The organism is Nocardia sp. NPDC059236 (assembly GCF_042754085.1).
GTDB lineage: Bacteria > Actinomycetota > Actinomycetes > Mycobacteriales > Mycobacteriaceae > Nocardia.
On the sequence record NZ_JBHZAF010000006.1, the window covers coordinates 448,008 to 471,088 of the forward strand.

The following is a 23,081-nucleotide window of genomic DNA, read 5'->3' on the forward strand; positions in this document are numbered from 1 at the left end:
CCCTACGGCTTTCGATAGTCCGTGAGCAGGGCCAATTCGGCGCGGCTGGGCGTGGCCGCGCGGACCGGGAGGCGGGTCCGGCGGTGGTGCAGGGCCTGCCAGATGCGGTCCCGGGTGAGCGGCAGGTCCGTGAAGCGGATGCCGGTGGCGTCGCGGAGGGCATTGGCCAGGGCGGGGGCCACCGGGTTGAAGGGGCTCTCGCTCATGGACTTCGCGCCCAGCGGGCCGATTTCGTCCGAGGTGCGCATGAAGGTGACCTCGGTGCGGGGTACATCGGCGAAGGCGGGCAGACGGTAGCGGCGGAAGGCCGCGGTGGTGACCGCGCCGTGCTCGTCGAGGCGGACATTCTCGAACAGGGTCGCGCCGAGCGCCTGGGCGACACCGCCTTCCACCTGGCCGCGGCACTGCATCGGGTTGATCACCCGGCCCGCGTCGGCGGCGTGCACGCTGCGCAGGATGCGCAGTTCGCCGGTATCGGGATCGACCGCCACCTGGAACAGCTGCGCATTGAAGGCGACCGAGCGGGGTGTGCCGCCCCAATGACCGTCCGCGGCAAGGGATTCCCCGGACTCGGCCGACAACGCGTGCAGCGCCTGCAGGGAGATGCGGCGATCGCCGCAGCGCACCGAGTCCGCGCCGAGCTCGCAGTCCTCGGCAGCAACGCCGAGATGTGTTGCGGCGGTGGCACACAACGCGGCGGCGAGCTTGCGCGCCGCGTACAGCACCGCCTTGCCTGCCACCACGGTGCCGGTGGACCCGAAGGCGCCGGTGTCGTGGCGGACCACATCGGTATCGGACTGGCGGATGGCGACGCGGTCGGGGACGGTGGCCAACTCCTGAGCCGCGATCTGCCGGTGCACGGTCGTGGTGCCGTTGCCGAATTCCGCGGTGCCCACCGCCAGGTCGTAGCAACCATTGGGCAGCAATGTGATCCGGGCGTCGGCGTAGTGTCCGCCGGGCGGTCCGGTGGCGATCATGGACAGGGCGGTGCCGCTGCCGGTCAGCCAGCCCGGCGGGGCCGGCGGAAACGGTTCGGCCAGGGCCCGGCGGATGATGCCGAAGCACTGGTCCAGGCCGTAACTGGCGATGTGCAGATCCTCCTCGTGGCCGCCGGGGGTGACCATGGGCTCGCCGGGGCCGATCATATTGCGCTCGCGGAACACCAGCGGGTCGAGGTCGACCCGGCGGGCCAGCTCGTCCATCACCGACTCCATGGCGAACACCACCTGCCCGAGCCCGTAACCCCGGAAAGCCCCGGCCGGAACGGTATTGGTGTAGACGGAATATCCGTCGACCTTCTTGCCGGGGCAGCGGTACACCGCCATCGACTCACCGACGGCATGGAAGAGCACTGCCGGACCGTGGTTTCCGTACGCGCCGGTATTGGAGACCACCCGCGCCTGCAGGGCCGACAACCGGCCGTCCGCGCGGGCGCCCGCCTTGATGTGGACCGTGAACGGATGCCGGGTGGTCGCACCGTAGAACTGTTCCGCGCGTGTGTATTCCAGCTTCACCGGCCGCCGCAACCGCAGGGCCGCCAGCACCACGATGTCCTCGACCAGCATCTCCTGCTTGCCGCCGAAACCGCCGCCGACCCGGCCCGCCACCACCCGGACCCGGTCGAGCGGCAGATCGTAGAGCGCGCACAGGGCGCGGCGGGTCAGGAACGGGGTCTGGGTGCTGGAGCGGACGGTGAGGCGGCCGTCGTCGTCGAACCACGCGACCGCACCGTGCGTTTCCAGGCTGGCGTGCTGGACGCGCTGGGTCCGGAAGGTCTGTTCGTACACCACCGCGGCCTCGGCGAAACCGGCTGAGACATCACCGATCTCGCCGTGCACCTCGCCGACCACATTGCTCTCGGGCCGGGCGATGCGGGCCGTCGCGGCATCCTTGTCGTGCACGATCGGCGCGCCCGGGCGCATGGCCGCCTCGGGATCGAGCACGGACGGCAGCACCCGGTAGTCGACGCGGATGCGACGGCAGCCCTCCTCCGCGGCGGCCTCGCTGTCGGCGACGACCGCCGCCACCCGCTGACCGACATAGCGGACCACATCGTCGAGCACGCGGGTGTCGTCCGGATCCTCCTCGGGATGCTCGTGGCGGGCGCTCGAATAGTGGCGGTCGGGTGCGTCGCGATGCGTGAGGACGGCCGCGACACCCGGCACCGAAAGCGCCTCGGACACATCGATATCCATGATCAGGGCATGCGCGCGCGGCGACCGCAGCAGCTTCATGTGCAGCAGCCCGGGCACCTCGATGTCGAAGGTGTAGCGCGCGGTCCCGGTGACCACCTGCGGCCCCGCGGGCGCGCCGAGATTGCTGCCCACGGCCGCGCCCGCCGCCGCATCCTCGGTGTGGCGGACGCCGCGCACGGCGTCCTCGATCGCGCGGTACCCGGTGCAGCGGCACAGGTTGCCCTTGAGCGCGCGCGGCAGATCGGCGCGCTGCTCGTCGTCGAGAGCGGCGGTCGTCATGAGGAAACCCGCTGTGCAGAAACCACATTGGAAGCCCTGGGCAGCCAGGAAGCGCTGCTGCACCGGATGCAGCTCGCCGTCGCGGGCCAGTCCCTCCACCGTGGTGACCGCCCGGCCCTCGGCGCGGAACGCCGGGTAGAGGCAGCTGTGCACCGGCGCGCCGTCGACGTGCACCGTGCATGCGCCGCAGTCGCCCGCGTCGCAGCCCTTCTTCACCCCGAACCAGCCCTGCTCGCGCAGATAGGTGCGCAGGCATTGGCCCGGGCGCGGCTGCGCGTCGAAAGTCTCACCGTTGACCTGGATTTCGAAGCTCATGCCAGTTCCTCCCGAATCTCCTCCGCCAGGCGGAAGGTCATGTGCCTGCGCCACTCCGGCAGCCCGTGAATGTCGTCGAACCAGGCGTCGCCGGGCACGGTGCGCTCGATGGCCGCGGCCAGCCCGTTGCGGGTGGGCGGCTGCGGGAAGTAGACCCGGAACGGGCGCGTGGTCGACGCCGTGATGGTCAGGCGCAGCGCGCCCCGGCTGTCGGCGGTGCCGATGATCAGCGCGCCGGACCGTCCGAGGCCGTAGAGCGAGGCCTGCCGGAAGGCTGTGCGGCGGGCCAGTGCCGCGGCGGGCAGGGTCACCGAACGCAGCAGCTCGCCCGGCCGCAGCGCATTGGCTCCGGCGCCGGTCACGAAGTCGGCGACCGGCAGTCGCCGCTCGGCGCCGCTGCGCGAGCGCAGCAGGCACACGCCGTCCAGGGCCGCGGTGAGGGAGATGAGCGGACCGGCGGGGAGCGAATTGCACAGGTTCCCGCCGACGGTTGCCATGTTCCAGATCTTGAACGAGGCGAGGAAGGCATGGCAGCCCTCGCGGAACAGGGGACGGTCGGTGCCCCGGAAGAGCTGGGCGACCGTGCAGGTCGCGGCGATCTCCAGGCCGCCGTCCGGCAGGCGGCGCAGGGGAGTCCAGCCGGTCCGGCTCAGGTCGACCAGGCGGCGCACATGCGGCTGCGGCTCCGAGAACAGGTAGGTGCCGCCACCCAGCCAGGCATCCCCGACCTGCCAATTCCGGTGGTGGCGGGCATCGCACACCTCGAGCACCGTGTTCAAGTCCATGCCGTCCGATTCAAATCCGCGGGCCGGGACCTGCCATCGGCCGCGGCATACGGAAAATCCGGTAGCGTCGCGCGAGTTCTCGGTTGATCGACCAAGACCGTGAGGATTGCGAACGCCTCTACGATGCGATATCGGCAGTCGGGGCGGACGTGCGTTAGGAGCAGCTCATGCGGGTGGATGACCTGCTTCGGTTGGAAGCGCTGGGCCTGCAGCTGGTGTGCGGCGAGCCCGCGCTGCTGCGGCGGGAGGTCAGCGGCGTCACCGCCACCGATCTGCAGGACCCGACCTGCTACCTGGAATCGGGTGAGGTCGTGCTCAGCGGGCTGGTGTGGTGGACCGCGCGCGGCGGCCGCGGCAAGGCCGACCGGTTCGTGGCGGCCCTGCGGGCGGCCGGGGCGGCCGCACTGGTCGCCGGGACCGCGCGGCACGGCGGCGTGCCCGGCGATATCGTGGCGGCCTGCCGAGAGCAGGGCCTACCGCTGCTGGCCGTGCCCGCCGACATCACCTTCCGGACCATCACCGACGCCATCTATCTGCGCCGCTGGAGCGATCTCAGTGCGTCCGAACAGCATTCGCTGTCCGACCGGGCCGAGCTGGACCGGCTCGTTCGCGAGGGCGCTGCGCCCGCGACACTGCTGGACGCGATCGCCGTACAGCTCGGCGGGCTGCCCTGCGCACTGGTCACCGCGACCGGGCGGGTGCTGGCCGCATCGGCCGGGGCCCGGGTGGCGACCGCCGCGACCGTGCGGCGCGAACTGCGCGGGGCGCCGGATTCGAATCATCCTGTCGGGGAATCGGATTCCTCCTACGACCGGTGGTATCTGCACCTACCGGCCGGATCGCACGCCCCGCCGCGACTGGTGCACGAGATCGCCGACGTGCTGGGCCGGTACCGCGACCGGACGCTGGCGGAGCGGGACGAACGCGACCGTGCCGCAACGGAGTTCGTGCTCTGGATGAGCGCGCCACAGACGGGTTCCGTTGCGACGGAGGTGGATTCGCTCGGCGCTGCCGAGCCCGGCCCGTACCGGATGCTGTGCGCGACCGTCGCGCACTGCTATCCCGTGGCCGCCGCCGACGCCCTGCGCGAGCTGGTTGCCCAGCTGATCGACGCGCCGACCCCGATCGCGACCGACGGCGACCAGGCGCTCGCCCTCATCCCCGACCGTCCCGATCTGCTCGACCGCCTGCGCGCGGCCCACCCCACGGTCGCCGCCTGCGACCCGAATGCGACTCTCGCCGTGGGTATCTCGACCGCGTCCGGGCTCGCCGACCTCCCCGATGCCCGCATCCGCGCCAGCCACGCCCGCCGCGCCGCCCACGCCCTGCGCTCCGGCGTCACCGCCGCCGAGGATCTGGCCACCCTGCACGAGCTCCTGGCCGGCGTCCCCGAACCGATCCGTGACGCCTATCGGACCCGCGTCCTGGGTTCCCTGCTCGAAGAGGACGACTCGCATGCGGCCCTGCGCGCCACCCTGATCGCCTTCCTCGATCACAACGGCTCCTGGACCCGCACCGCCGAAGCCCTTTACCTGCACGTCAATACGGTCCACTACCGGATCGAACGGATCGAGCGCCTGACCGGGCGCGACCTGTCCCGCCTCGACGATCGCATCGATCTGCGGGCCGCCCTGATGGCGGCCGGTGCATGATCGGTCGGTGTCCGAACTCAACAAGCACAATGTCGTCTACTTCGAAAGTGCCACCATGCGAGGGCTCTGCGCCGCTCTCGACGAGTGGCAGCAGGCCAACAATCATCGGTTCCTGTCGCTCGGCATTCAGCAGGATGACGGGCTCTTCTGCTGCATTGCCCTGACCAATCCCGCCGAGGTGGTCATCACGAGCGCCGACGGCCACAATCACGCCGCCGTCAACCGATTCGGCCTGCTTTCCGTCACCTCCGACTAGCCGATCGTTTTCGGTTCCGTAGTTCAGTAGTTCAGTTCCGGGTCGTGGCCGGGTGACCGGTCACGACTCGACTCCACGCCGCGCTTGCCACGAACTGACCTGACGCGGACGCCATGCCCCGCGGACCAGAGGGTTGTGCCCCTGGCGCCCGGCACGCTGCTCCCGCTTGAATTCGCGGAAATATTCGAAGCGGATCATCAGCAAACCCGAGACGATGAGCACCGCGGTCGCGATCGCGCCCAGTATCGCCCAGCCGTGGTAGCCGGACGCGGCGGCAGTGAGTGTCATGCCGAGGCTTGCGATGCCGAGCAGGCACAGCACCAGAGCTGGGCCTTCGCCCGGGTCCTCGATGGCGTCACCGGGATGCGGATGCCAGTGCTCTCCGTTCGGCTTGACCGCCGTCACCCTGACCATGTCCCTACCTCCCTCGAACCGAGAAGACTCCTTACCTGTAGTCCAGAATGCACCCGGTGTTGCGGCTACGTGCGAGTAATGTCCTGAAATTTCGGAGAGAATGCCCGATTCTCAGGCGTCATTTCGGGAATCATCCCAGCAATTGGCCCTCCGTCGGGAGGTGGATACGCGGGAAAGGCTGTTCGGATTCGAGGAGATACGCCAGTTCGATAAGGGTTCGCTCGTCGCCGTGCGCACCGGAGAGTTGCACGCCGACCGGCAGTCCCGTGCTGGTTCGGCCCATGGGCAGCGATATGGCGGGGGTTCCGGCGACATTGTTCAACGGTGTATAGCCCACGTAACCGGTGAGCCGCTCGATCAATTCGGGGAACGGAACCGTCGGCGAGACGAATCCGAGTTCCGGTGTGGTGTGCGAGAGCACCGGCGAGACGACCACTTCGTGCCGCGCGAACATCCGGGCGTAGGCGGCCGGCACCCGGCGCAGTCGCCGCAGCGCACCCGGGGTGCGGTGCAGGGTGCGGCGGTGATGGTCGCGGAGGCCGCGGGTGAGGCCGTCGGCCTTGGCGGCGTCGAAGGACCGGTCCAGGATGATCTTCCCGGTGCTGACCGCGAGATCGGCGAGCAATCCCCAGTACTGCACGAAGTCGGCGGCGAACTGCGCGGTGACCGGCAGCGTGATTGGTTCCACGATGTGACCGGCCCGTTCCAGCAGGCTCGCGGTGTGCTCGACCGCCGCCCGGGTGGGCACGTCGACCTCGGCGCCGGTGACACTGTGCATGATCAGCCCCACTCGCAGCCGGCGCTGGGCCGGGCCGTGCACCGCCCCGACCGGTGCGAGTCTCGGATTGCGCCACACATCCTCGGCGGCGGCCACGAACGCCGCGGTATCGCGGACCGTGCGTGTGACCACGCCCTCGGAAATCATGTGAACGGGAAGGTGTTTCACCTGTTCGCCGTCCACGTGCCGGCCGCGGCTCGGCTTGAGTCCGACCAGTCCGCCGCACGCGGCCGGAATGCGAATGGATCCGCCGCCATCGTTCGCGTGCGCGATCGGGACGACGCCGGCGGCGACGAGCGCGGCCGAGCCGCCGGACGACGCGCCGATCGAATGGGCCAGGCTCCACGGGTTCCGCGCGGCCGGCTCGGTCATGTACTCGGTGGAGGCGTTGAAGCCGAACTCCGGCAGTCGCGACTTGCCGATCAGCGTCAGTCCGGTGCCGAGGAACTGGCGGGTGTAGGCCCCGTCCTTCGCGGCGGGCCGGGCCCGGAAGGCTTCGCTGCCATGGTTCGTCGGCAGGCCCGCGACATCGGTGTTGTCCTTCACGAACGTCGGGACCCCGTACAGCGCGCTGCCGGGCCGGGTGGCATAGCGCGGGGAGTCGTAGAGCGGGCAGGCGACCGCGTGCAGCTCGGGGTCGACCGCGCGGGCTCGGTCGATGGCGGCGGCGGCGAGCTCCCGCGGGCTCACCTCGCCGGCGCGGACCAGGTCGGCGAGGGCAACCGCGTCGTGTTCGCCGAGGGCATCGTCGCGAAAGGCGTGGAGGGGCGTCATGCCGAGCAAGCCTAGAAGAACTTACAGACTTTGCCCAGGTAAATCTGTAAGGAATTACAGAGAGCGACTAGGGTGGGTGGCGTGACCGAACGCCGCCATCGCCCGAGCGCCCTGGCCCGGCGAGCAGCCCTGCTCAAAGCCGCAGTCGAGGTGGCGGCCGAGGTCGGCGTGGCCGGGGTGACCCATCGCGCGGTCACCGAGAAGGCCGGGCTGCCGCTGACCACCGTCGGCTACTTCTTCGACTCCATCGACGCGCTGACCGAGGAGGCGCTGCGCGTCTACACCGAAGAGGATGCCGACACCCAGATCGCGATCGCGGAGTCGCTCGCCGAGGCGCACGGTTCACCCGACGAGATCGCGGCCGCCTTCACCGCGGCCGCCACGCCGCGCACACCGGAAACCCTTGCGCTGTTCGAGGCCTACCTGCACGCGGCGCGTCGGCCGGAATCCCGTGACGCGGTCACCCGCGCGCTGACCGCCGCGCGCCGGGCCGCCGCCGCGGGCGCGCGGGCGGCCGGGGCCCCGGATCCGGATGCCATGGCGCCTGCCTTCACGGCGCTGGCGCATGGGCTCGCGCTGCACGAGCTGGCCTCGCCGGGTGCGCTGCCGCCGGACACCGTGCACGCGGCCTTCCGTGCGATGTTCCTCGGATTCCTGCTCGACAGCGGGCATATCGAGCCGGCCCTGCAACTCAGGCGGCAGCCGGCACCTCAGGAGTAGCGCGGTGACCGACCCCGCCGTGCGGCACCGGGACCGGGTGGACGCCCGGCTGGACCTGCCGATCATTCCGCCCGCCGTGCTGATCGGGGTCGCCGAGATCGGGCGGCGTGACGGCTGTGACGTCGAATCCTGGTTCGCGGGAACAGGTTTGGATCCGGACAGCCTGGTCGCGGTGGACTCGGTGAAGGTGTCGTTCCAGGAAGCTGTGACCGTCCTGCGTCGCGCGGTGGAGGCGCTGCCCGGCCGGCCGCTCGGCATGCGGGTGGGCATGCGCGACAGCCTGCTGTCGATGGGGATGCTGGGGGTGGCCATGCGCTCGTGCGCCACCGTGGGCGAGGCGCTGTCGGTCGGGATCGATCTGCATCAGGCATCGGGGACCCTGATGGATGTGGAGGTCGAGCGCTCGGGCCAGGAGGTCGCGCTGCGGCTGCACGAGCGCCGGCCCGAACCCCGGCTGCTCGCCTTCCTGTGCGAGGAAGTGCTGTGCAGCGTGCTGATTCTGATGCGCTCGGTGCTCGGCCCGGGCTGGTCGCCGACCCGGGTGGAACTCGGCTATCCGCCCCCGCCGTACGCCGCCGAGTACCACCGCTTCCTGCGCTGCCCGGTGGACTTCTCCGCCGGAGCCAACCGCGCGGTCATTCCCGTTGCCGCACTGGAGCTTCCGCTGCCCACCCATAGTGCGCCGACCCGGACCGTCGCCATCGCGGCCTGCCGGCGGCTGCTGGATGTCGGCCGTCCGGCCCCGGACATCGTGGTGGCCGTCGAAGCGGTGCTCGAGCGCGACCTCCGCCATCCGCCGACCATGGCCGAGGTCGCCGCCCACCTGCATGTCACCGAGCGCACCCTGCGCCGCCAACTCGCCGCCGCCGGTGCGAGTTTCAGCACGGTGCGGGACCGGGTGCGGGAGCGGCGCGCGATCTTCCTGCTGCGCCGATCCGGTCTGTCCATCGGCGCGGTCGCCCGTGAAGTCGGCTACAGCGATATCCGGGAATTCCGACGCGCGTACATCCGCTGGAACGGGCATCCGCCGAGTTCCATACGGCGAGAACCGGAGTGAGACCGGTGCCGTGCCGGGCGCTCAGGCCTGCGTCTGCCGGACATCGCGGGCGGATCCGACCGCGTCGAACATGCCCGGGGTGAGGGTCTGCCAGCCCAGGCGCTGGCGCAGCGCGCCCAGGTAGCGGTGATACGCGCGGGCGTCGACGTAGGCGCGGTGGCGTGCGGTGGGCAGGAAGTTGATGCCGCCGTTGAGCTTCGGATGATCGGTGGCGATCAAGCGGTCGAACGCCGCCGCCCGCGCCGGGGCATGGTCCTGATCGTGCAGGTACTGCGCCAGCACATTGCTGATGTGATCGAACAGGGTGTAGGCGCTCGAATTGACCTCGAGATAGCCCAGCCCGAACAGATTTCGATGCTGCCGGTTGAACGCGGACAGATACAGATCCGGTCGTCCTTCGTTCCAGGTGAAATGCCGCTCGGCATAGGGGATCGCCCAGTCGTAGCCCGTGGCGTAGAGAACCAGGTCGACCTCTTCGCTACTGCCGTCGGCGAACCGGACCCGAGTGCCGTCCAGGCTCGTGATATCCGGCCGGATCGCCACATCGCCGTGCTGGAGGTGGTGGACGAGCTGACTGTTGAGCAGCGGATGCGATTCGAACAGTTTGTGATCCGGCTCGGGCAGACCGTATTTGGTGAGATCGCCCTGAACGAGCCGGAGTAACGCGCGGAAGAACGGCCGCTCCAGCCAGAGCGGCAGTTGCGGCCCGGTATCGGCGAGCTCATCGCTCGGGATCCCGAGGACATGTTTGGGAATCACGTGATAGCCACGCCGGATGCTGACGAATGCGGCGGCCGCATTGGCTGCGGCATCACACGCGATATCGGCCCCCGAGTTGCCCAGGCCGACGATGAGTACCCGCTTGCCGCGGAACTCCAGCGGGCTGCGGTACTCCGACGAGTGCCGGATCTCGCCGGCGAATTCGCCCGGATGCCGGGGTCGGCGGGGCGCCCAGGTGACGCCGGTGGCGCAGATGACGGCCCGGTAGCGATGTTGCGCGCCGTCCGCGAGGGTCACCAGCCAGTCGCCGCCGTCCTTCTCGACATCGGTCACCTCGGTGTTGAACCGGACGGTCTCGCGCAACCCGTAGGCATCCGCGAAAGCCCGTGTGTAGTCGAGGATCTGCCGATTGCCCGGGTAGTCCGGATAGGTATCGGGCATCGGGAAGTCGAAGAATCCCGAGGTCTTCCGCGACGAAATGAAGTGCGCGGACTCGTACATCGGTGAACCCGGATTGTCGAGATCCCAGATTCCGCCCACATCGGAATGCCGTTCGAACTGGTCATAGGCGATGCCCAGCCGCTTCAGTGCCCGCGCCGCGGACAGCCCGGCCGGACCGGCGCCGACGATGCACACTCGCCGCTGTGCCGGTTGAGTTTCGTTGTCTGCCATGGACTCTCCATTCGCGTGCCGAAGAATAAGGGGATTCAACCCGCCGGAGCCGCGAATCCAGGAGGGCCGATCCGGCCATAAGAGTGGGGAAACCGGACAACCGGATCGGCACACTCGACGCCCCGTTGGTCGCGGCGCCGTTAGCGTGCCCTCGAATTCGTACATCGAGGAACGCTCGTCGCCGGCTACTTCGCCACGAATTCCTGAAATCACTGCCCGGGGTCGAACCCCAGGGCGTCCACTTCAACTACAACAGCGCGAACACCCAGGTGCTCGCCTGGCTGCTGGAGAAGGTCTACGACCAGCCGTTCAATGAGATTCTCTCCCAGCAGCTGTGGCAGCCCGCCGGGATGGAAGCGTGCCCCGCGGGCTGCCTGACGGGCGTGCGCTTCGCGTATACCGTGCAGTTCACTGGCGACGGGGACTTCGCTGGCCAGGGCAACGCGGAATGGCACACCCGCTACCGGGCGGTCCTCCAACAGCTCGGCGGCTGTCGCTGACCACTCGTGGCGATCGGGCCCTGTCGATCTTTTTTCGCGGCCGTGTCGATCTGTCGGGGAGGTCGTTCGACCTTGGTGTGAGAGGGTCGGACAGCGACCCGCGACAAGGAGGACAATCCCGTGAAGTACATGCTGATCTGGCGCGCCAGCGACGAGGGCAATGCGGCCATGGCCGAGGCCGACTTCGAGAAGGTGCTCGAATCCGTCGGGCGCTTCAACGACGAGCTGATCCGCGCTGGGGTCCTGCTGGCCGCGGAGGGTCTCGACAGTGCGGAAGAGGGTGTGGTGGTGGACTTCTCGTCGGAGCCGCCGCTGGTCACCGACGGACCCTACGGCGAGACCAAGGAGCTGTTCGGCGGCTTCTACATCCTGAACGTGGCCTCCAAGGAGGAGGCCGTCGAATGGGCCAGGCGGGCGCCGTCGTTCGGTCCCGGATTCAAGACCGAGATCCGGCGCGTCACCACCATCGACGAATTCCCGCAGGACAACGAGTGGATCCAGAAGGAACGCGCCTGGCGCGAGGCCACCGGGCAGCTGTGAGCCGCTGAGCCATGGCCGACCCCACCGGTCGTGACGCCGTCGCCGCGGTGTGGCGCATCGAATCCGCGCGCATCGTCGGCGCCCTGGCCCGCTACACCGGCGACTTCACCCTGGCCGAAGACCTCGCCCAGGAGGCGCTGGCCGAGGCGCTGGTGACCTGGCCGCGCGACGGCGTGCCACGCAATCCCGCGGGCTGGCTGCTCACCGTCGGCCGGCGTCGTGCCATCGACGCCTTCCGCCGCCGCGCCACCCGCGACGACCGGTACCGCGCCCTCGCCCGCGACCTGGGCGAGGGCGGGGTCGCCACCGGCGGGACACCCGCGGAAACGCCAGGGGCGGAACCGCTCTGGGATCCTGATCAGATCGACGACGACGTGCTCGCGCTCATGTTCGTGTCGTGCCATCCGGTGCTGTCCCGCGAAGCACAGGTGGCGCTGACCCTGCGCGTGGTCGGCGGCCTGACCAGCGACGAGATCGCCAAGGCCTTCCTGGTGCCCACCGCGACGGTGCAGGCCCGCATCACCCGCGCCAAGAAAACCCTTGCGGTGGCACAGGTTCCGTTCGCCATCCCCCCGGCCGACGAACGCGCCGCCCGGCTCGGCTCGGTCCTGAACGTCGTCTACGTGATCTTCACCGAAGGCTCCTCGGCCACCTCCGGCGCACACCTGATCCGCCTCGACCTCGCTGCCGAAGCCCAGCGCCTCGCCCGGGTGCTGGCCCGCCTCGTCCCCGAGGAGCCCGAGGTCCACGGCTTGCTGGCTCTGCTGGAACTGACCGCCGCCCGCTTCCCCGCCCGCACCGACGCCACCGGCCGGCCGATCCTGCTCGAACACCAGAACCGAATGCGCTGGGACCGGGCGGCCATCCGCCGCGGCCGCGCCGCCCTCGACCAGGCAGCCCGCATCGGCCGCGGCCTCGGCGCCTACGGTCTGCAGGCCGCGATAGCCGAATGTCACGCCGTCGCCGACTCCGTCGAGGCCACCGACTGGCCGCGCATCGTCCTGCTCTACGAAGCCCTGGCCCGGCTCTCGCCGTCCCCGATCATCGACCTCAACCGGGCTGTCGCGGTCTCCATGGCCGAGGGTCCAGCCCCGGCCCTCGCCATCGTCGACGACCTCAGATCGGCTGCGGCCCTTCCGAATTCCCATCTGCTCCCGAGCGTCCGCGGGGAACTGCTCGCCAGACTGGGCCGGAAAGCCGAAGCCCGAACCGAATTCGACCTCGCCATTGCCCTGTGCGGCAATGACCAGGAACGCACCCTGCTCGAAGCCAAACTTGCCGAACTGGATTGACCAGCTCCTCGGGTCGCGCTCGGGGATTTCCCCCATGCCGATTCTGGGGATGTGCCGGATTACGCCGGGGCGGTGGCGAAACTAGCGTTCAGTCAATGACTTCGACTCTGCGCGGGCGCCTTTCGGTTGCCCTCGGCGCCGCCGCGTTGCTCGTCGCCGAGATGGCCACCGCGGTCGCCCAGCCCACCGGTTCCTCGCTCGTGGAGCAGTTGCGTCAGGACACCGAAGCGATCCACGCCCTCGGCATCAGCGGCGTGCAGGCCCGCGTCATCACACCCGACGGCGGGCAATCGGTCGCCATCAGCGGCACCGCCGACCTGAACACCGGCCTCCCGGTCCCCGCGGACGGCTACTTCCGCATGGCCAGCACCGCCAAGACCCTGGTCGCCACCGTGGTCCTCCAACTCGAGGCCGAGCACACGCTGACTCTCGACGACACGGTCGACCGCTGGCTGCCGGGAGTCGTGCAGGGCAACGGGAACGACGGCAGCCGGATCACCATCCGCCACCTGCTCCAGCACACCAGCGGTATTCACGACGACCTGCCCGGATACACCACGCCGGAGGAGTACTACCAGCAGCGCTACGACCTCTACAGTCCCGAGCAGCTGGTGGCCCGTGCCATGGCCCAGGCGCCGGACTTCCCACCCGGGCAGGGCTGGCAGTACTCCAATACCGGATATGTCCTGCTCGGCATGATCATTCAGCAGGCCACCGGCCGACCCGCCCACCAGGAGATCGAAGCCCGCATCCTCGGCCCGCTCGGGCTCGACCAGACCCGGTGGACCGGCGCCTCGCCCACCCTGCCCGAGCCGCACGCCCGGGCCTACCAATTCTTCGGTCCCGGCGCCGAGATGGACGTCACCGATCAGATACCCGTTGAGCACGAGATCCTTTCGTGGGTCACCACCACCCGGGACGAGAACAGCTTCTTCCGCGCGCTGCTCGGCGGCCGGCTACTCCCCGCGCGGCTGCTCACGGAGATGAAGCAGACCGTCCCGGTGAGTGCGGAACTCCAACAGCTGTGGCCCGGTGGCCGATACGGGCTCGGCCTGGCCGAACGGCCCCTCGGTTGCGGAGGAACCTACTGGAGTCACGAGGGCGGGGACGGCGGCTACATCACCCTCAACGGCGTCACCGAGGACGGCACGCGAAGCGCCGTGGTGTCCATGTCCGAGGCGCGCGGCGACACTCCGGAACACATCCGCGACCAGGAGAACGTGGCCGGCGCCCTGATCGACCATGCCCTGTGCGCCGAGAGCCGGTGAGCAGCGCAGCCGATCGTTGTGGAGTCCCAGCGAATCGCTGTGCAGTCCTGCGGCTTTCCGTATGTGATTGAACTAGCCCACGACGGCGTCGAGACTGAATTCTCGACGTTTGCTGGAGGTGGTGCTGGTGGGTTGGCGAAGAGCTGTCGGGCTGGTCGGTGTTCTGACGGTGGGCGTCGGAACAATGGTCGCAGGGGGCAATACGCCGAAGGCCTCGGCAACCGGGGCGCATAGCGAAGTATTCACCAATCCGGTGCTGGCCGCCGGGGCCGACCCGAGCATGACCTACTACCGGGGCCGATTCCACCTGGTGCAGGGGGACTTCTACAACGACGACAACATCGTGATCCGTAGCTCGGACACCCTCGGGGGACTGGAGGACAGCGAGCCGAAGGTGGTGTGGGAGCACCCCGACTGCCCCGCCCCCGCCTGCACCAAGATCTGGGCTCCGGAACTCGTGCACATCGGCGACCGGTGGTGGATCTACTTCGCGGGGCAGGAGGACGACCGCAACGAGACCCATCGGATGTACGCGCTGCGTTCCACCGGAAACGACCCGACCGGCCCCTACGAATATCTCGGGCCGCTGAACCTGCCCGGCGGCTGGGCCATCGACGGCACCTACCAGCAGTACGCGGGCGCCGGCTACTTCTTCTGGTCCTGCCTGCGCAACCCCGATGACACACGCGTACAAGACATTTGCGTGGTCCGCATGTCGGATCCCATGACGCCGATCGGCGACCGCGTCAGCATCGCAACACCCACCGCCGCCTGGGAAACCGTCCCCAACGACGCGGACCTCCTGATCAACGAGGCCCCGCAACCCCTCATCGCACCCGACGGCCGCCTCTTCGCAACCTTCTCCGCCAACGCCAGTTTCGACGACACCTACTGCCTGGGCCTCCTCGAACTGGCGCGCGGCGGCGACCCCATGGACCCCGACGCCTGGACCAAATCGGGCGGCCCCGTACTCCCCGGCGGTCCCGGCGCCATTGCCCCCGGCCACAACGGATTCCTCACCATCGACGGCCGCCCCTGGATCACCTACCACGCCCGCCTCGAACCGGGGACCGGCTGGCCCGGCCGCAGCATCCGCGTCCAGCCCATGTACTTCGGCAAGGACGGCCGCCCGCAATTCGGCATGGCCTTCGGCCCCGACGCCCCTATCGTGATCGACGGCAAAGACCACAACGCTCGGGGAACCCCGGTGACGCCCGAGCCGCGGCGCTGAGGTCATGTCGCCTCGGCCGATGCCCGGGCGCGGCGCCACTGTGCGGGGCTGCAGCCGTGCTGTTTGCGGAACCATCGGGAGAAGTTTCCGGGGGCGGAGAAGCCGAGGAGTTCGGCGGTCTCGGTCAGGGAGCGGCGTGGGTTGGCGACCATGTGGCGGGCCAGTTCGGCGCGGGTCGAATCCAGTAGTGAGCTGAAGGTCTCGCCTTCGGCGGCGAGGCGGCGGTGGACGGTGCGGCGGTCGACGCCCAGGCTGCGGGCCACCTGCTCCACCGAACAGCGGCCGGTGGGGAGGAGCAGTTCGATGAGCTCGCGGACGCGGTCGGCGGTGGTCGCGGGACGGACCGGGTGGACGGGGTCCAGCAGCCGCTGGGTGTAGGCGCGCAGCTGTGGATCCGCCATCGCATTGGGCGCATCGAGATCGCTTGTGTAGGTGAGAATTCCATTGAAGTCCTGCTCGAAGGTCACCTGCGGTCCGAAGACCCGGTGATGGGCGCGCAGATCGGGCGGGGCGGGGTGGGTGAAGCGGACTTCCACCGGCTGCCACGGGGCACCGATGAAACCGGCGAGTAGGCCGTGCAGCACGCCGACGGCGAGTTCGACGGATTGGCGGGTATCGCCGGGCTGCCCGATATCGAGGGTCAGCCGGATGGTGGCGAGGCCGCTCTGTTCGGTGAGGCGGGTGTGCAGCGCCTCGTTGTACGTGTCCTCGTGCCGCGACATCACGGTCAGAGCGCTGCGGACGTCGGGCTCCTCGCGGACCACCAGGCTCAGCGGACCCAGATTGGCGAAGCGGCGGCGCTCGGCCAGGCGCAGCCCGAAATCGGCGCAGTTCGTCGCGACGGACGAGTGCTCGAGCAGCTCGGCGATCGCGGCGGCGGGCACCCAGCGGTCCTGCAGGCTCAGACCGGCCGGGTCCAGGCCGGACGCGCGCAACAGCCCCACCGGGTCGATGCCCAGCGATCGGCACAGCTCCACGTATTCGTTCAGCGCCGCGTAGCGGGCCAGTGGTTTCACCGAGCCTCCGACGTCCCGAAATGATCAGCATCCTGTCCCGTAATGATAAGCCGTCGGTCCCTGCGCTGCCTACAGTGGGTTTCGTTCCAGCAACCGAAGCCAGACCGAAGGAAGGGATGACGACGTGGCCACAAGCAACGAGGATTGGTCCAAGCCAGAAGCGATGGCGATCCCCGAGACGGGGTACTTCGAGTACGAACAGGGGCGCTACGGCCCGGTCTATCCCCGCACGCCAGCTAACTATGGGTTTTCCATCGTCGCCAAGGTCAAGCCGGGTCATGAGACGGCGATCCGGGAACACGGCAAGGTCATCCAAGCCGCGGTCGAACAGGATCCGAATGTGCTTGCGCCGCTGCGGCTGCACTATCTGCGGTGGGTGCTGTTCGATATCGGCGACGGCCTGACCTTCCAGTATCAGGGCATCTTCGACACCGATTTCGACAAGTACCTCGAGGACGCGCTCGACCTGTTCCTGTCTACGGGCATCACCACCGCATTCGTGAATCTCGAAGGCTTTCCCGAGGATTGGCGCACCAATCGGGCCGCCGCCATCGAATTCTTCCGCAAGCACCAGTTCCCGAGCTTCCTCGAATACGGCGAATACCCGTATGTGACCTCCGACGAGGTCAAGAAGGCCCTGCGGCTCAAAGCGGCGTTCTCCGACATGCTCGACGAGATGCAGTAGCGGGAGTTGTGATGCTCGAATTCGACGATATCCAGCACATCCTGCTGACCCGGGTGCCGGCGCTGACCGGACGCTACGAGTTCCTGTCCTTCACCGACGCCGCCGGTGCGCGTGCGTGGCTCGCTGCCATGGCCGACCGCGTGCCCTCGGTCGCCGACTTGCAGGACTCGGTGGACACCGACAAGCAGTGGGTGTCCGTGGCTTTCACCTGGACCGGACTGCGCGCCCTGGGCGTCCCGGCCGACGCGCTGGCGAGTTTCCCGGAGGAATTCCGCCAGGGCATGGCCGCCCGGGCCGAAGTCCTGGGTGATGCCGGGGCCAACCATCCCGACCATTGGATCGACGGCACGGCCGGTGACGATCTGCACGCGATCGTCATCCTCTTCGCCCGTGACGCCGCCGAACGCGACCGACGGGTGGCCGAACACGATGCACTCCTTGCCGCCTGCCCGGGTGTCACGGTGCTGTCGTCGCTGGATCTGGAGGCCGTACCGCCGCTCGGCTACGCGCACGACCACTTCGGTTATCGGGATCGCTTGTCGCAGCCGGTGATCGAAGGTACGGGGGAGGAGCCCACGCCGGGCAGCGGCGCACCGCTGAAGGCCGGGGAGTTCATCCTCGGTTACGACGACGAGAGTGGGCCGCCGCTGGATCTGCCGCAGCCCGAGGTGCTTTCGCGCAACGGCACCTTCATGGCCTATCGCCGCCTGCGCGAACACGTGGGCCGATTCCGTGACTTCATGGCCGAGCACGGCGACACCGCCGAGGAACAGGAGCTGGTGGCGGCGAAACTGATGGGCCGCTGGCGTAGTGGCGCGCCGCTGGTCCTCGCTCCGGAGGCCGACGATCCGGAACTGGGTGCGGATATGAGCCGCAACAACGATTTCAACTACAAACAGATGGATCCGCACGGCTACGCGGTGCCGCTCGGGTCGCATATCCGGCGTATGAATCCACGTGATACGGGCGTGAACATGCAGCGCCGCCGCATGATTCGCCGCGGCGCGACCTATGGGCCGCACCTGCCGGAGGGAGTCCCCGACGACGGCGCCGACCGCGGCATCGCGGCCTTCGTGCTGTGCGCGAGCCTGGTGCGCCAGTTCGAGTTCGCGCAGAACGTGTGGGTCAACGACAAGTCGTTCCACGAACTGGGCAACGAGCGGGATCCAATCATCGGCAACCAGGACGGCACGCTGGAGTTCAAGATCCCGAAGCGTCCGATTCGCAAGACCATCACCGGAATTCCGGCGTTCACCAGCCTCCGAGGCGGCGCCTACTTCTTCCTGCCAGGGCTGCGCGCCCTGCGCTACCTGACCACTCTCACCGATATCGAGGCAGCAGCATGACATCGTTCACCCCGGCCCGTACCTACAACCAGGCCCACCTGGCCCGCCCCTACACCCCCGGCAAGCGGCGCGTCAGCATCTACTGGTCGTGGAGCTATCCCTGGGAGGCACAACGGGATACGGCCGAACTGGACAACCGCTTCTCCACCATGACCGAGGTGCGCCAGGCCACCTGGCCTGCCTACGAGACGCCGGAATACGATGCCGCGCACTTCCTGCAGGGCATCGCGGGCACCCTCGAACTGTTCCACCGCTCCACCCTCGACTTCCAGCGGGTAGCCGGGGAGGTGACGGGGCATCCGGTGGCGGTGTTCCAGCGCATCGACCAGGCCGGATTCAAACAGCCCATCGACGAACGCATCCTCGCCGACACCGACACCCTCATGGTGTTCGGCCTCGATCACCTTCTCGCGCAGGAGGAAGCGGCTCCCGAGGAGATCGCCGCAATCCAGCAGTGGCTCCAGCGCGAGGGCACCTGCCTGCTCCTCGCCCCGCACCACGACGTCGGCTTCACCGATGACCTGAAGCAGCGCCAGATCGAGTTCGAACACCACGGTGATCCGCTGGTGCCGCGCCAGCAGCGGTTCGGCGCCTACACCCGCTCGCTGATGACCGCCCTGAACGTCCCGGTGCACAACGTCTACGGCCTGCGGCCCGCCGTCGTCGAAGGCACTCGCTCGATCGCGCCGCTCACCTCCTTCCGTGACCTCGACACCCCGCGCTTGCTCGACGACGTCACCACCTTCAATTTCCACCCGCACCTGCCCCACTACGAATTGACCGAGCCCGAAAGCGATTCGGTGCGCCTGCTCGCGCGTCAGCCCATCGAACTGTCCCGTCCCCACCCGTTCATCGAGGCGGGCAACACCGAGTTCAATACGTTGCTGTGGCTGCCCCCCACCGTCGAACGCGCCGGCGACATCGTGATGGCCGACTCCACCAACTTCACCACCCTCTTCGGCGGCACCGACAGCCTCGCCAACTTCTGGCGCAACCTCGCGGCGATGAAATGACCGCAGCTGCAAACGCCGGCCCGATGCCGCAGAGGTGGGACCTGTGATCGGAGAACTGCTGCCACTGGCCATAGGCGTTGCGCTGTCACCCATTCCGGTGGTGGCGGCCATCCTCATGCTGCTCTCCACCAACGCCGGCCGGGCGAGCGCGGGCTTCGCGCTCGGCTGGGTGACGGGCATCCTGACGGTCACGGGGCTCGTGACAGCCGCTGCCGCATCCGGGCTGATGAGTTCGGCGGGCCGGCCCTCCGCCGCGGCCTCCGTGATCAAGATCGCCATGGGACTGCTGCTGGTGTTCATCGCCTTCCGTCAATGGGGCAGCCGCAAGGACGATTCGATACCGGGCTGGATGAAAGCCATCGATGAACTCGGAGTCGCCAAGGCTGCCGGCTTCGGTCTACTGCTGTCGGTACTGAATCCGAAAAACCTGCTCCTGTGCATCACAGCGGGCGTGACTATCGGCACCTCGGGGCTGAACCCGGCCGGCACTGCCGCGGCAATCGCCGTCTTCGTCTTTCTGGGCGCGGCATCGGTGGTCGTCCCCGTGGGTGGCTACGCCGTCGCGGCGAATCAACTGCGCGGCGGACTGGCGTGCCTGAAGAACTGGCTACAGGCGAACAACCACACTGTGATCGCCGTGGTGTTCATGGTGATGGGCACCACCGCCTTCGCCAAGGGCTTGAGCGGATTCTGACCAGGTACTGATCGCACTGTGCCACACAGTGTCTCACCACCGTCTCGGGTCGTCGGCGGAAGCTCAACGGCCCGAGACGGTCTCATGCTGTCGTTGCACGGTTCGCCGCACGCCGCGGTCCAGAACTCCGGCCCACTTCCACACCACACCGATGCCGACCAGGTGAAATGTCGATCATGTACCGGCCAAATTAAAATTACAGAGCGTCATTGACACTGCGTAAGTGTCGCTCTAGCCTGTGACCATGACCACAGCAAAGAGAATTGTCTTCATCGGCGCGGCAGGTGACATGTGCCGCGTGGCGATCGATCGCTTCGCCAAAACGGCCGGGGGCGGCGGCTGGAAGTTGGAGTTGTACGACATCCGGCCGGAGGCGCTCGAGGCGTTCGTCGCGACATTGCCGACCAAGGAAGTGACGATCGGCTCGTTCGATCTGTTCGACGGGGTCGCGCTGCGCAACGCGATCGAGGGCGCCGCACTCGTCGTGCTCGGCGCGGGGCCCTACAACCGGACCGCGGAGCCGGTGATGGAGGCGTGCCTCGAGAAGCGGGTGCCCTATCTCGACCTCGACGACGATGAGGAAAGCACCCTCGCCGCAATGGAACTCGATGCCCGGGCGCGGCAGGCCGGCGTGCCGATCTTCGTCGGATGTGGCGCGTCACCCGGACTGACCAATGTGATGGCGGCCGACGCGGCCCGCGATATGGACACGGTCGAGCGCATCGATGTGTGCTGGGTGACCGGCGACGAAGGGCCGGTGCCGTACGGGCGTGCGGTGCTCGATCACGCGATTCGCGGCTATGCCGGACCCTGTCACACCTGGGAGCACGGACGCGCGGTGACTCATCAGACCTTCCTCGAAACCGATGTGTTCGCGCTGGGCAACAGCTTCGGCGATGGCTACCGGTTCTACGAATGTGCGCATCCCGAGGCGGTGACGATGCCGCGGCGCTGGCCGGGCGCCGACCGGATTCGGGTGCTCGGTGCGCTCGATCCGCCGCCCGTCAACGGCATCATGCGCGGCATCGCCGTGGCGGTGCAGCAGGACAAGATCTCGATGGACCAGGCGATCGATTTCGTCAACGACGTGATGACCGACAAGACCGGCTCGCTCCGGGTGTGGAAGCACGCGTTGTCGGGGCTGTGGGGCACGGTTCGCCGCGGCGAGATCGGTGCGCGCGAGGTGCTGAAGTACCTGGCGACGGCAGCAGCCGGTAAGCATCCTGCGTTCCGCGGGACGAACTATGTGCGCCTGATCGGCAAACGTGATGGGGAACGTGTGGTTTCGGTGCGTCGAGTGCCGGTCAGCGGTCCTGGCACCGCCTGGACCGACATGGCCTCCGCCACCGGTTCGGCGACCGCGGCGTTCATGGTGCTGGCCATCCAGGAACTGGGCGATCTGTCCGGCGTCCTGGCCCCCGAGGACTGGGCCGAGCCGGAGCTCTTCTACCGGACGTTCGCCAAGACCGGCGGGGCGCAAGCCCATGAGGTCGTCGAGGCGCTGGTCGCACCGAGCTCGGCGGTGACGTCGCGCAAGGTGAGTGCCTCGGCCGAGCAGGGCGGGCGGTGACGGCACATGGATCTCTTGACTGAAACCGGTTGGGCCGCACCGCCCATCACCGGCGAGCCCGCACTCGCCGGCGACATCACGTGCGACGTCGCCGTCATCGGGGGTGGCGTCGGCGGCATGACCGCGGCGCTGCGGCTCGCCGAATCCGGTGCCGACGTCGTGCTTCTCGAAGCCGAAACCTGCGGGTGGGGCCCCAGCTCACGCAACGCCGGCTACATGACCAACTCGATCGCGGCCGACCCGGCGTTGCTGGCATTGCTGTTCAGCCGCAGCAAGGTCCGGGCGCTGTTCCAGTTCGCCGAAGCCGCAGTGGAATTCACCCAGGACGCCATCGAGCATCGTGCCATCGACTGCGATTTCGAGAAGGTGGGAATCGTGCAGGCCGCGGTGTCGAAGGGACAGCTCCGCAAGGCGCGCCGAAACGCCAAGATCATGGCAGAGGCGGGGTCGTCGGCCGAGTTCGTCGAAAGGCGAGCGGCGGGCCTCCCGGACGGCTTCCTCGGAGGTATGCGGGAGGGCATCGGCGGAACCTTGAATCCGGCCAAGTACGTCCTCGGATTGCGCGACGCCGTCCTCGCTTCGGGGGCAAGGGTTTTCGAGCACACTCGCGTGCAGGACGTCACCGACGGCGACAGCGCGGTGACCATCGAGACGGCCAATGGCCAGGTGCGTGCCAGGCAGGCGCTGCTCACCACCAACGCCTACAGCAAGAACCTCTCGATCGCGCCGCGCCGGTTGGTCTCGCCGGTATGGACGTCCCTGGTGGAAACCGAGCCGATCGCCCCGGAACGCCTGGACGAAATCGGCTGGACCAGTCGGGCGCCCATGGTGACCGCGCACATGATCCTGGAGAGCTATCGCGTCACCCCGCGAAACTCGATCGTGTTCGGTACCCGGCGCCTGGAGACGGCCAGCGGTCCGCTGCTCGCCCGGACCCCGTCGACGCGCGTCGTCGACGACCTCGTCCGGGGTTTCCGCGACCGCTTCCCCGGGCTGCACGATGTCGCGCCGCAACGGGCGTGGGGCGGCTGGATCGGCATGAGCTCCTCCTGGCTGCCCGTGGCGGGGGAGGCCTCACCCAACGTGCTGTATTCGCTGGCGTGCAACGGGCACGGCTTCGCGCAAGCCCAGTATGTCGGCCACATGCTGGCCGGTCGGCTCTCCGGCGAACCCATGCCCGAGGACCTGAAAACCATCTGGCACGGCCGCGGCGGCTTCTGGCCCAGCTTCGTCAGCGGACCGGCACTGGAGCTCGGCTGGCTGGGTGACCGTCTGTCCGACCGGTTGGCACGCCACTGATCAACGACGG

21 protein-coding genes are annotated in these 23,081 nt (G+C 68.6%); 15 read left to right on the forward strand and 6 right to left on the reverse strand.

Annotated features, from left to right (window positions below; translation table 11 throughout):
- Window positions 1–2 precede the first annotated feature (2 nt).
- A complete protein-coding gene (locus tag ACFXIV_RS19135; RefSeq protein ID WP_379400948.1) occupies window positions 3–2,789 on the reverse strand; it encodes a molybdopterin-dependent oxidoreductase in 2,787 nt (928 codons plus the stop codon).
- Complete coding sequence (locus tag ACFXIV_RS19140; RefSeq protein WP_379400949.1) at window positions 2,786–3,574, reverse strand: FAD binding domain-containing protein; 789 nt, start codon at window positions 3,572–3,574, stop codon at window positions 2,786–2,788. The genes ACFXIV_RS19135 and ACFXIV_RS19140 overlap by 4 nt, the downstream gene beginning before the upstream one ends.
- 167 nt (window positions 3,575–3,741) lie before the next feature.
- On the opposite strand from ACFXIV_RS19140, the gene ACFXIV_RS19145 reads away from it, so the two are divergent.
- The gene (locus ACFXIV_RS19145) at window positions 3,742–5,226 is read left to right on the forward strand and encodes a helix-turn-helix domain-containing protein (RefSeq protein ID WP_379400950.1); all 1,485 of its coding nucleotides are present in this window, start codon (window positions 3,742–3,744) and stop codon (window positions 5,224–5,226) included.
- A 7-nt stretch (window positions 5,227–5,233) separates the two neighbouring features.
- Window positions 5,234–5,482 carry a hypothetical protein gene (locus ACFXIV_RS19150; RefSeq protein WP_379400951.1) on the forward strand — a complete coding sequence of 83 codons (249 nt, stop codon included), beginning with the start codon at window positions 5,234–5,236 and terminating at the stop codon, window positions 5,480–5,482.
- 60 nt (window positions 5,483–5,542) lie between these two features.
- Here the strand turns inward: ACFXIV_RS19150 and ACFXIV_RS19155 are convergent, their stop codons facing one another.
- Window positions 5,543–5,887 carry a hypothetical protein gene (locus tag ACFXIV_RS19155; RefSeq protein WP_379421300.1) on the reverse strand — a complete coding sequence of 115 codons (345 nt, stop codon included), beginning with the start codon at window positions 5,885–5,887 and terminating at the stop codon, window positions 5,543–5,545.
- Between the two features lie 139 nt (window positions 5,888–6,026).
- Entirely contained in the window at window positions 6,027–7,448 is a 1,422-nt protein-coding gene (locus ACFXIV_RS19160; RefSeq protein WP_379400953.1) for an amidase, read from the reverse strand.
- A gap of 81 nt (window positions 7,449–7,529) precedes the next feature.
- Here ACFXIV_RS19160 and ACFXIV_RS19165 point away from each other — a divergent pair, with 81 nt between their 5' ends.
- Entirely contained in the window at window positions 7,530–8,168 is a 639-nt protein-coding gene (locus tag ACFXIV_RS19165) for a TetR/AcrR family transcriptional regulator (protein WP_379400954.1), read from the forward strand.
- A 4-nt stretch (window positions 8,169–8,172) separates the two neighbouring features.
- Entirely contained in the window at window positions 8,173–9,225 is a 1,053-nt protein-coding gene (locus tag ACFXIV_RS19170; protein ID WP_379400955.1) for an AraC family transcriptional regulator, read from the forward strand.
- 21 nt (window positions 9,226–9,246) lie between these two features.
- Here ACFXIV_RS19170 and ACFXIV_RS19175 read toward each other — a convergent pair whose 3' ends face one another.
- Window positions 9,247–10,617: a flavin-containing monooxygenase gene (locus ACFXIV_RS19175; protein WP_379400956.1), complete on the reverse strand. Its 1,371-nt coding sequence runs from the start codon at window positions 10,615–10,617 to the stop codon at window positions 9,247–9,249.
- A gap of 83 nt (window positions 10,618–10,700) precedes the next feature.
- On the opposite strand from ACFXIV_RS19175, the gene ACFXIV_RS19180 reads away from it, so the two are divergent.
- The 5 genes from ACFXIV_RS19180 to ACFXIV_RS19200 all read left to right on the forward strand — a co-directional run bounded on the left by ACFXIV_RS19180 (window position 10,701) and on the right by ACFXIV_RS19200 (window position 15,448).
- On the forward strand, window positions 10,701–11,117 hold the full coding sequence (locus ACFXIV_RS19180) for a serine hydrolase (protein ID WP_379400957.1): 417 nt from the start codon (window positions 10,701–10,703) through the stop codon (window positions 11,115–11,117).
- Between the two features lie 120 nt (window positions 11,118–11,237).
- Window positions 11,238–11,657: a YciI family protein gene (locus tag ACFXIV_RS19185; protein WP_357011886.1), complete on the forward strand. Its 420-nt coding sequence runs from the start codon at window positions 11,238–11,240 to the stop codon at window positions 11,655–11,657.
- A gap of 11 nt (window positions 11,658–11,668) precedes the next feature.
- Window positions 11,669–12,949, forward strand: coding sequence for an RNA polymerase sigma factor (locus tag ACFXIV_RS19190; protein WP_379400958.1), 1,281 nt, complete (start codon window positions 11,669–11,671; stop codon window positions 12,947–12,949).
- A gap of 95 nt (window positions 12,950–13,044) precedes the next feature.
- Window positions 13,045–14,217, forward strand: a complete 1,173-nt coding sequence (locus ACFXIV_RS19195) for a serine hydrolase domain-containing protein (protein WP_379400959.1) — start codon at window positions 13,045–13,047, stop codon at window positions 14,215–14,217.
- Window positions 14,218–14,344: 127 nt separating this feature from the next.
- The gene (locus tag ACFXIV_RS19200; protein ID WP_379400960.1) at window positions 14,345–15,448 is read left to right on the forward strand and encodes a family 43 glycosylhydrolase; all 1,104 of its coding nucleotides are present in this window, start codon (window positions 14,345–14,347) and stop codon (window positions 15,446–15,448) included.
- Between the two features lie 2 nt (window positions 15,449–15,450).
- On the opposite strand, the gene ACFXIV_RS19205 is transcribed toward ACFXIV_RS19200, so the two are convergent.
- Complete coding sequence (locus ACFXIV_RS19205) at window positions 15,451–16,464, reverse strand: AraC family transcriptional regulator (protein ID WP_379400961.1); 1,014 nt, start codon at window positions 16,462–16,464, stop codon at window positions 15,451–15,453.
- A 163-nt stretch (window positions 16,465–16,627) separates the two neighbouring features.
- On the opposite strand from ACFXIV_RS19205, the gene ACFXIV_RS19210 reads away from it, so the two are divergent.
- The 6 genes from ACFXIV_RS19210 (at window position 16,628) to ACFXIV_RS19235 (ending at window position 23,071) form a co-directional block, all read left to right on the forward strand.
- A complete protein-coding gene (locus ACFXIV_RS19210; RefSeq protein ID WP_379400982.1) occupies window positions 16,628–17,149 on the forward strand; it encodes a hypothetical protein in 522 nt (173 codons plus the stop codon).
- A gap of 11 nt (window positions 17,150–17,160) precedes the next feature.
- Window positions 17,161–18,495, forward strand: coding sequence for a Dyp-type peroxidase (locus ACFXIV_RS19215; RefSeq protein WP_379400962.1), 1,335 nt, complete (start codon window positions 17,161–17,163; stop codon window positions 18,493–18,495).
- Entirely contained in the window at window positions 18,492–19,508 is a 1,017-nt protein-coding gene (locus ACFXIV_RS19220; RefSeq protein ID WP_379400963.1) for a hypothetical protein, read from the forward strand. The genes ACFXIV_RS19215 and ACFXIV_RS19220 overlap by 4 nt, the downstream gene beginning before the upstream one ends.
- Window positions 19,509–19,551: 43 nt before the next feature.
- A complete protein-coding gene (locus ACFXIV_RS19225) occupies window positions 19,552–20,202 on the forward strand; it encodes a GAP family protein (protein WP_379400964.1) in 651 nt (216 codons plus the stop codon).
- Window positions 20,203–20,446: 244 nt separating this feature from the next.
- Complete coding sequence (locus ACFXIV_RS19230) at window positions 20,447–21,772, forward strand: saccharopine dehydrogenase family protein (RefSeq protein WP_379400965.1); 1,326 nt, start codon at window positions 20,447–20,449, stop codon at window positions 21,770–21,772.
- Window positions 21,773–21,778: 6 nt separating this feature from the next.
- The gene (locus ACFXIV_RS19235) at window positions 21,779–23,071 is read left to right on the forward strand and encodes an NAD(P)/FAD-dependent oxidoreductase (RefSeq protein ID WP_379400966.1); all 1,293 of its coding nucleotides are present in this window, start codon (window positions 21,779–21,781) and stop codon (window positions 23,069–23,071) included.
- The last annotated feature ends 10 nt before the right edge of the window (window positions 23,072–23,081 follow it).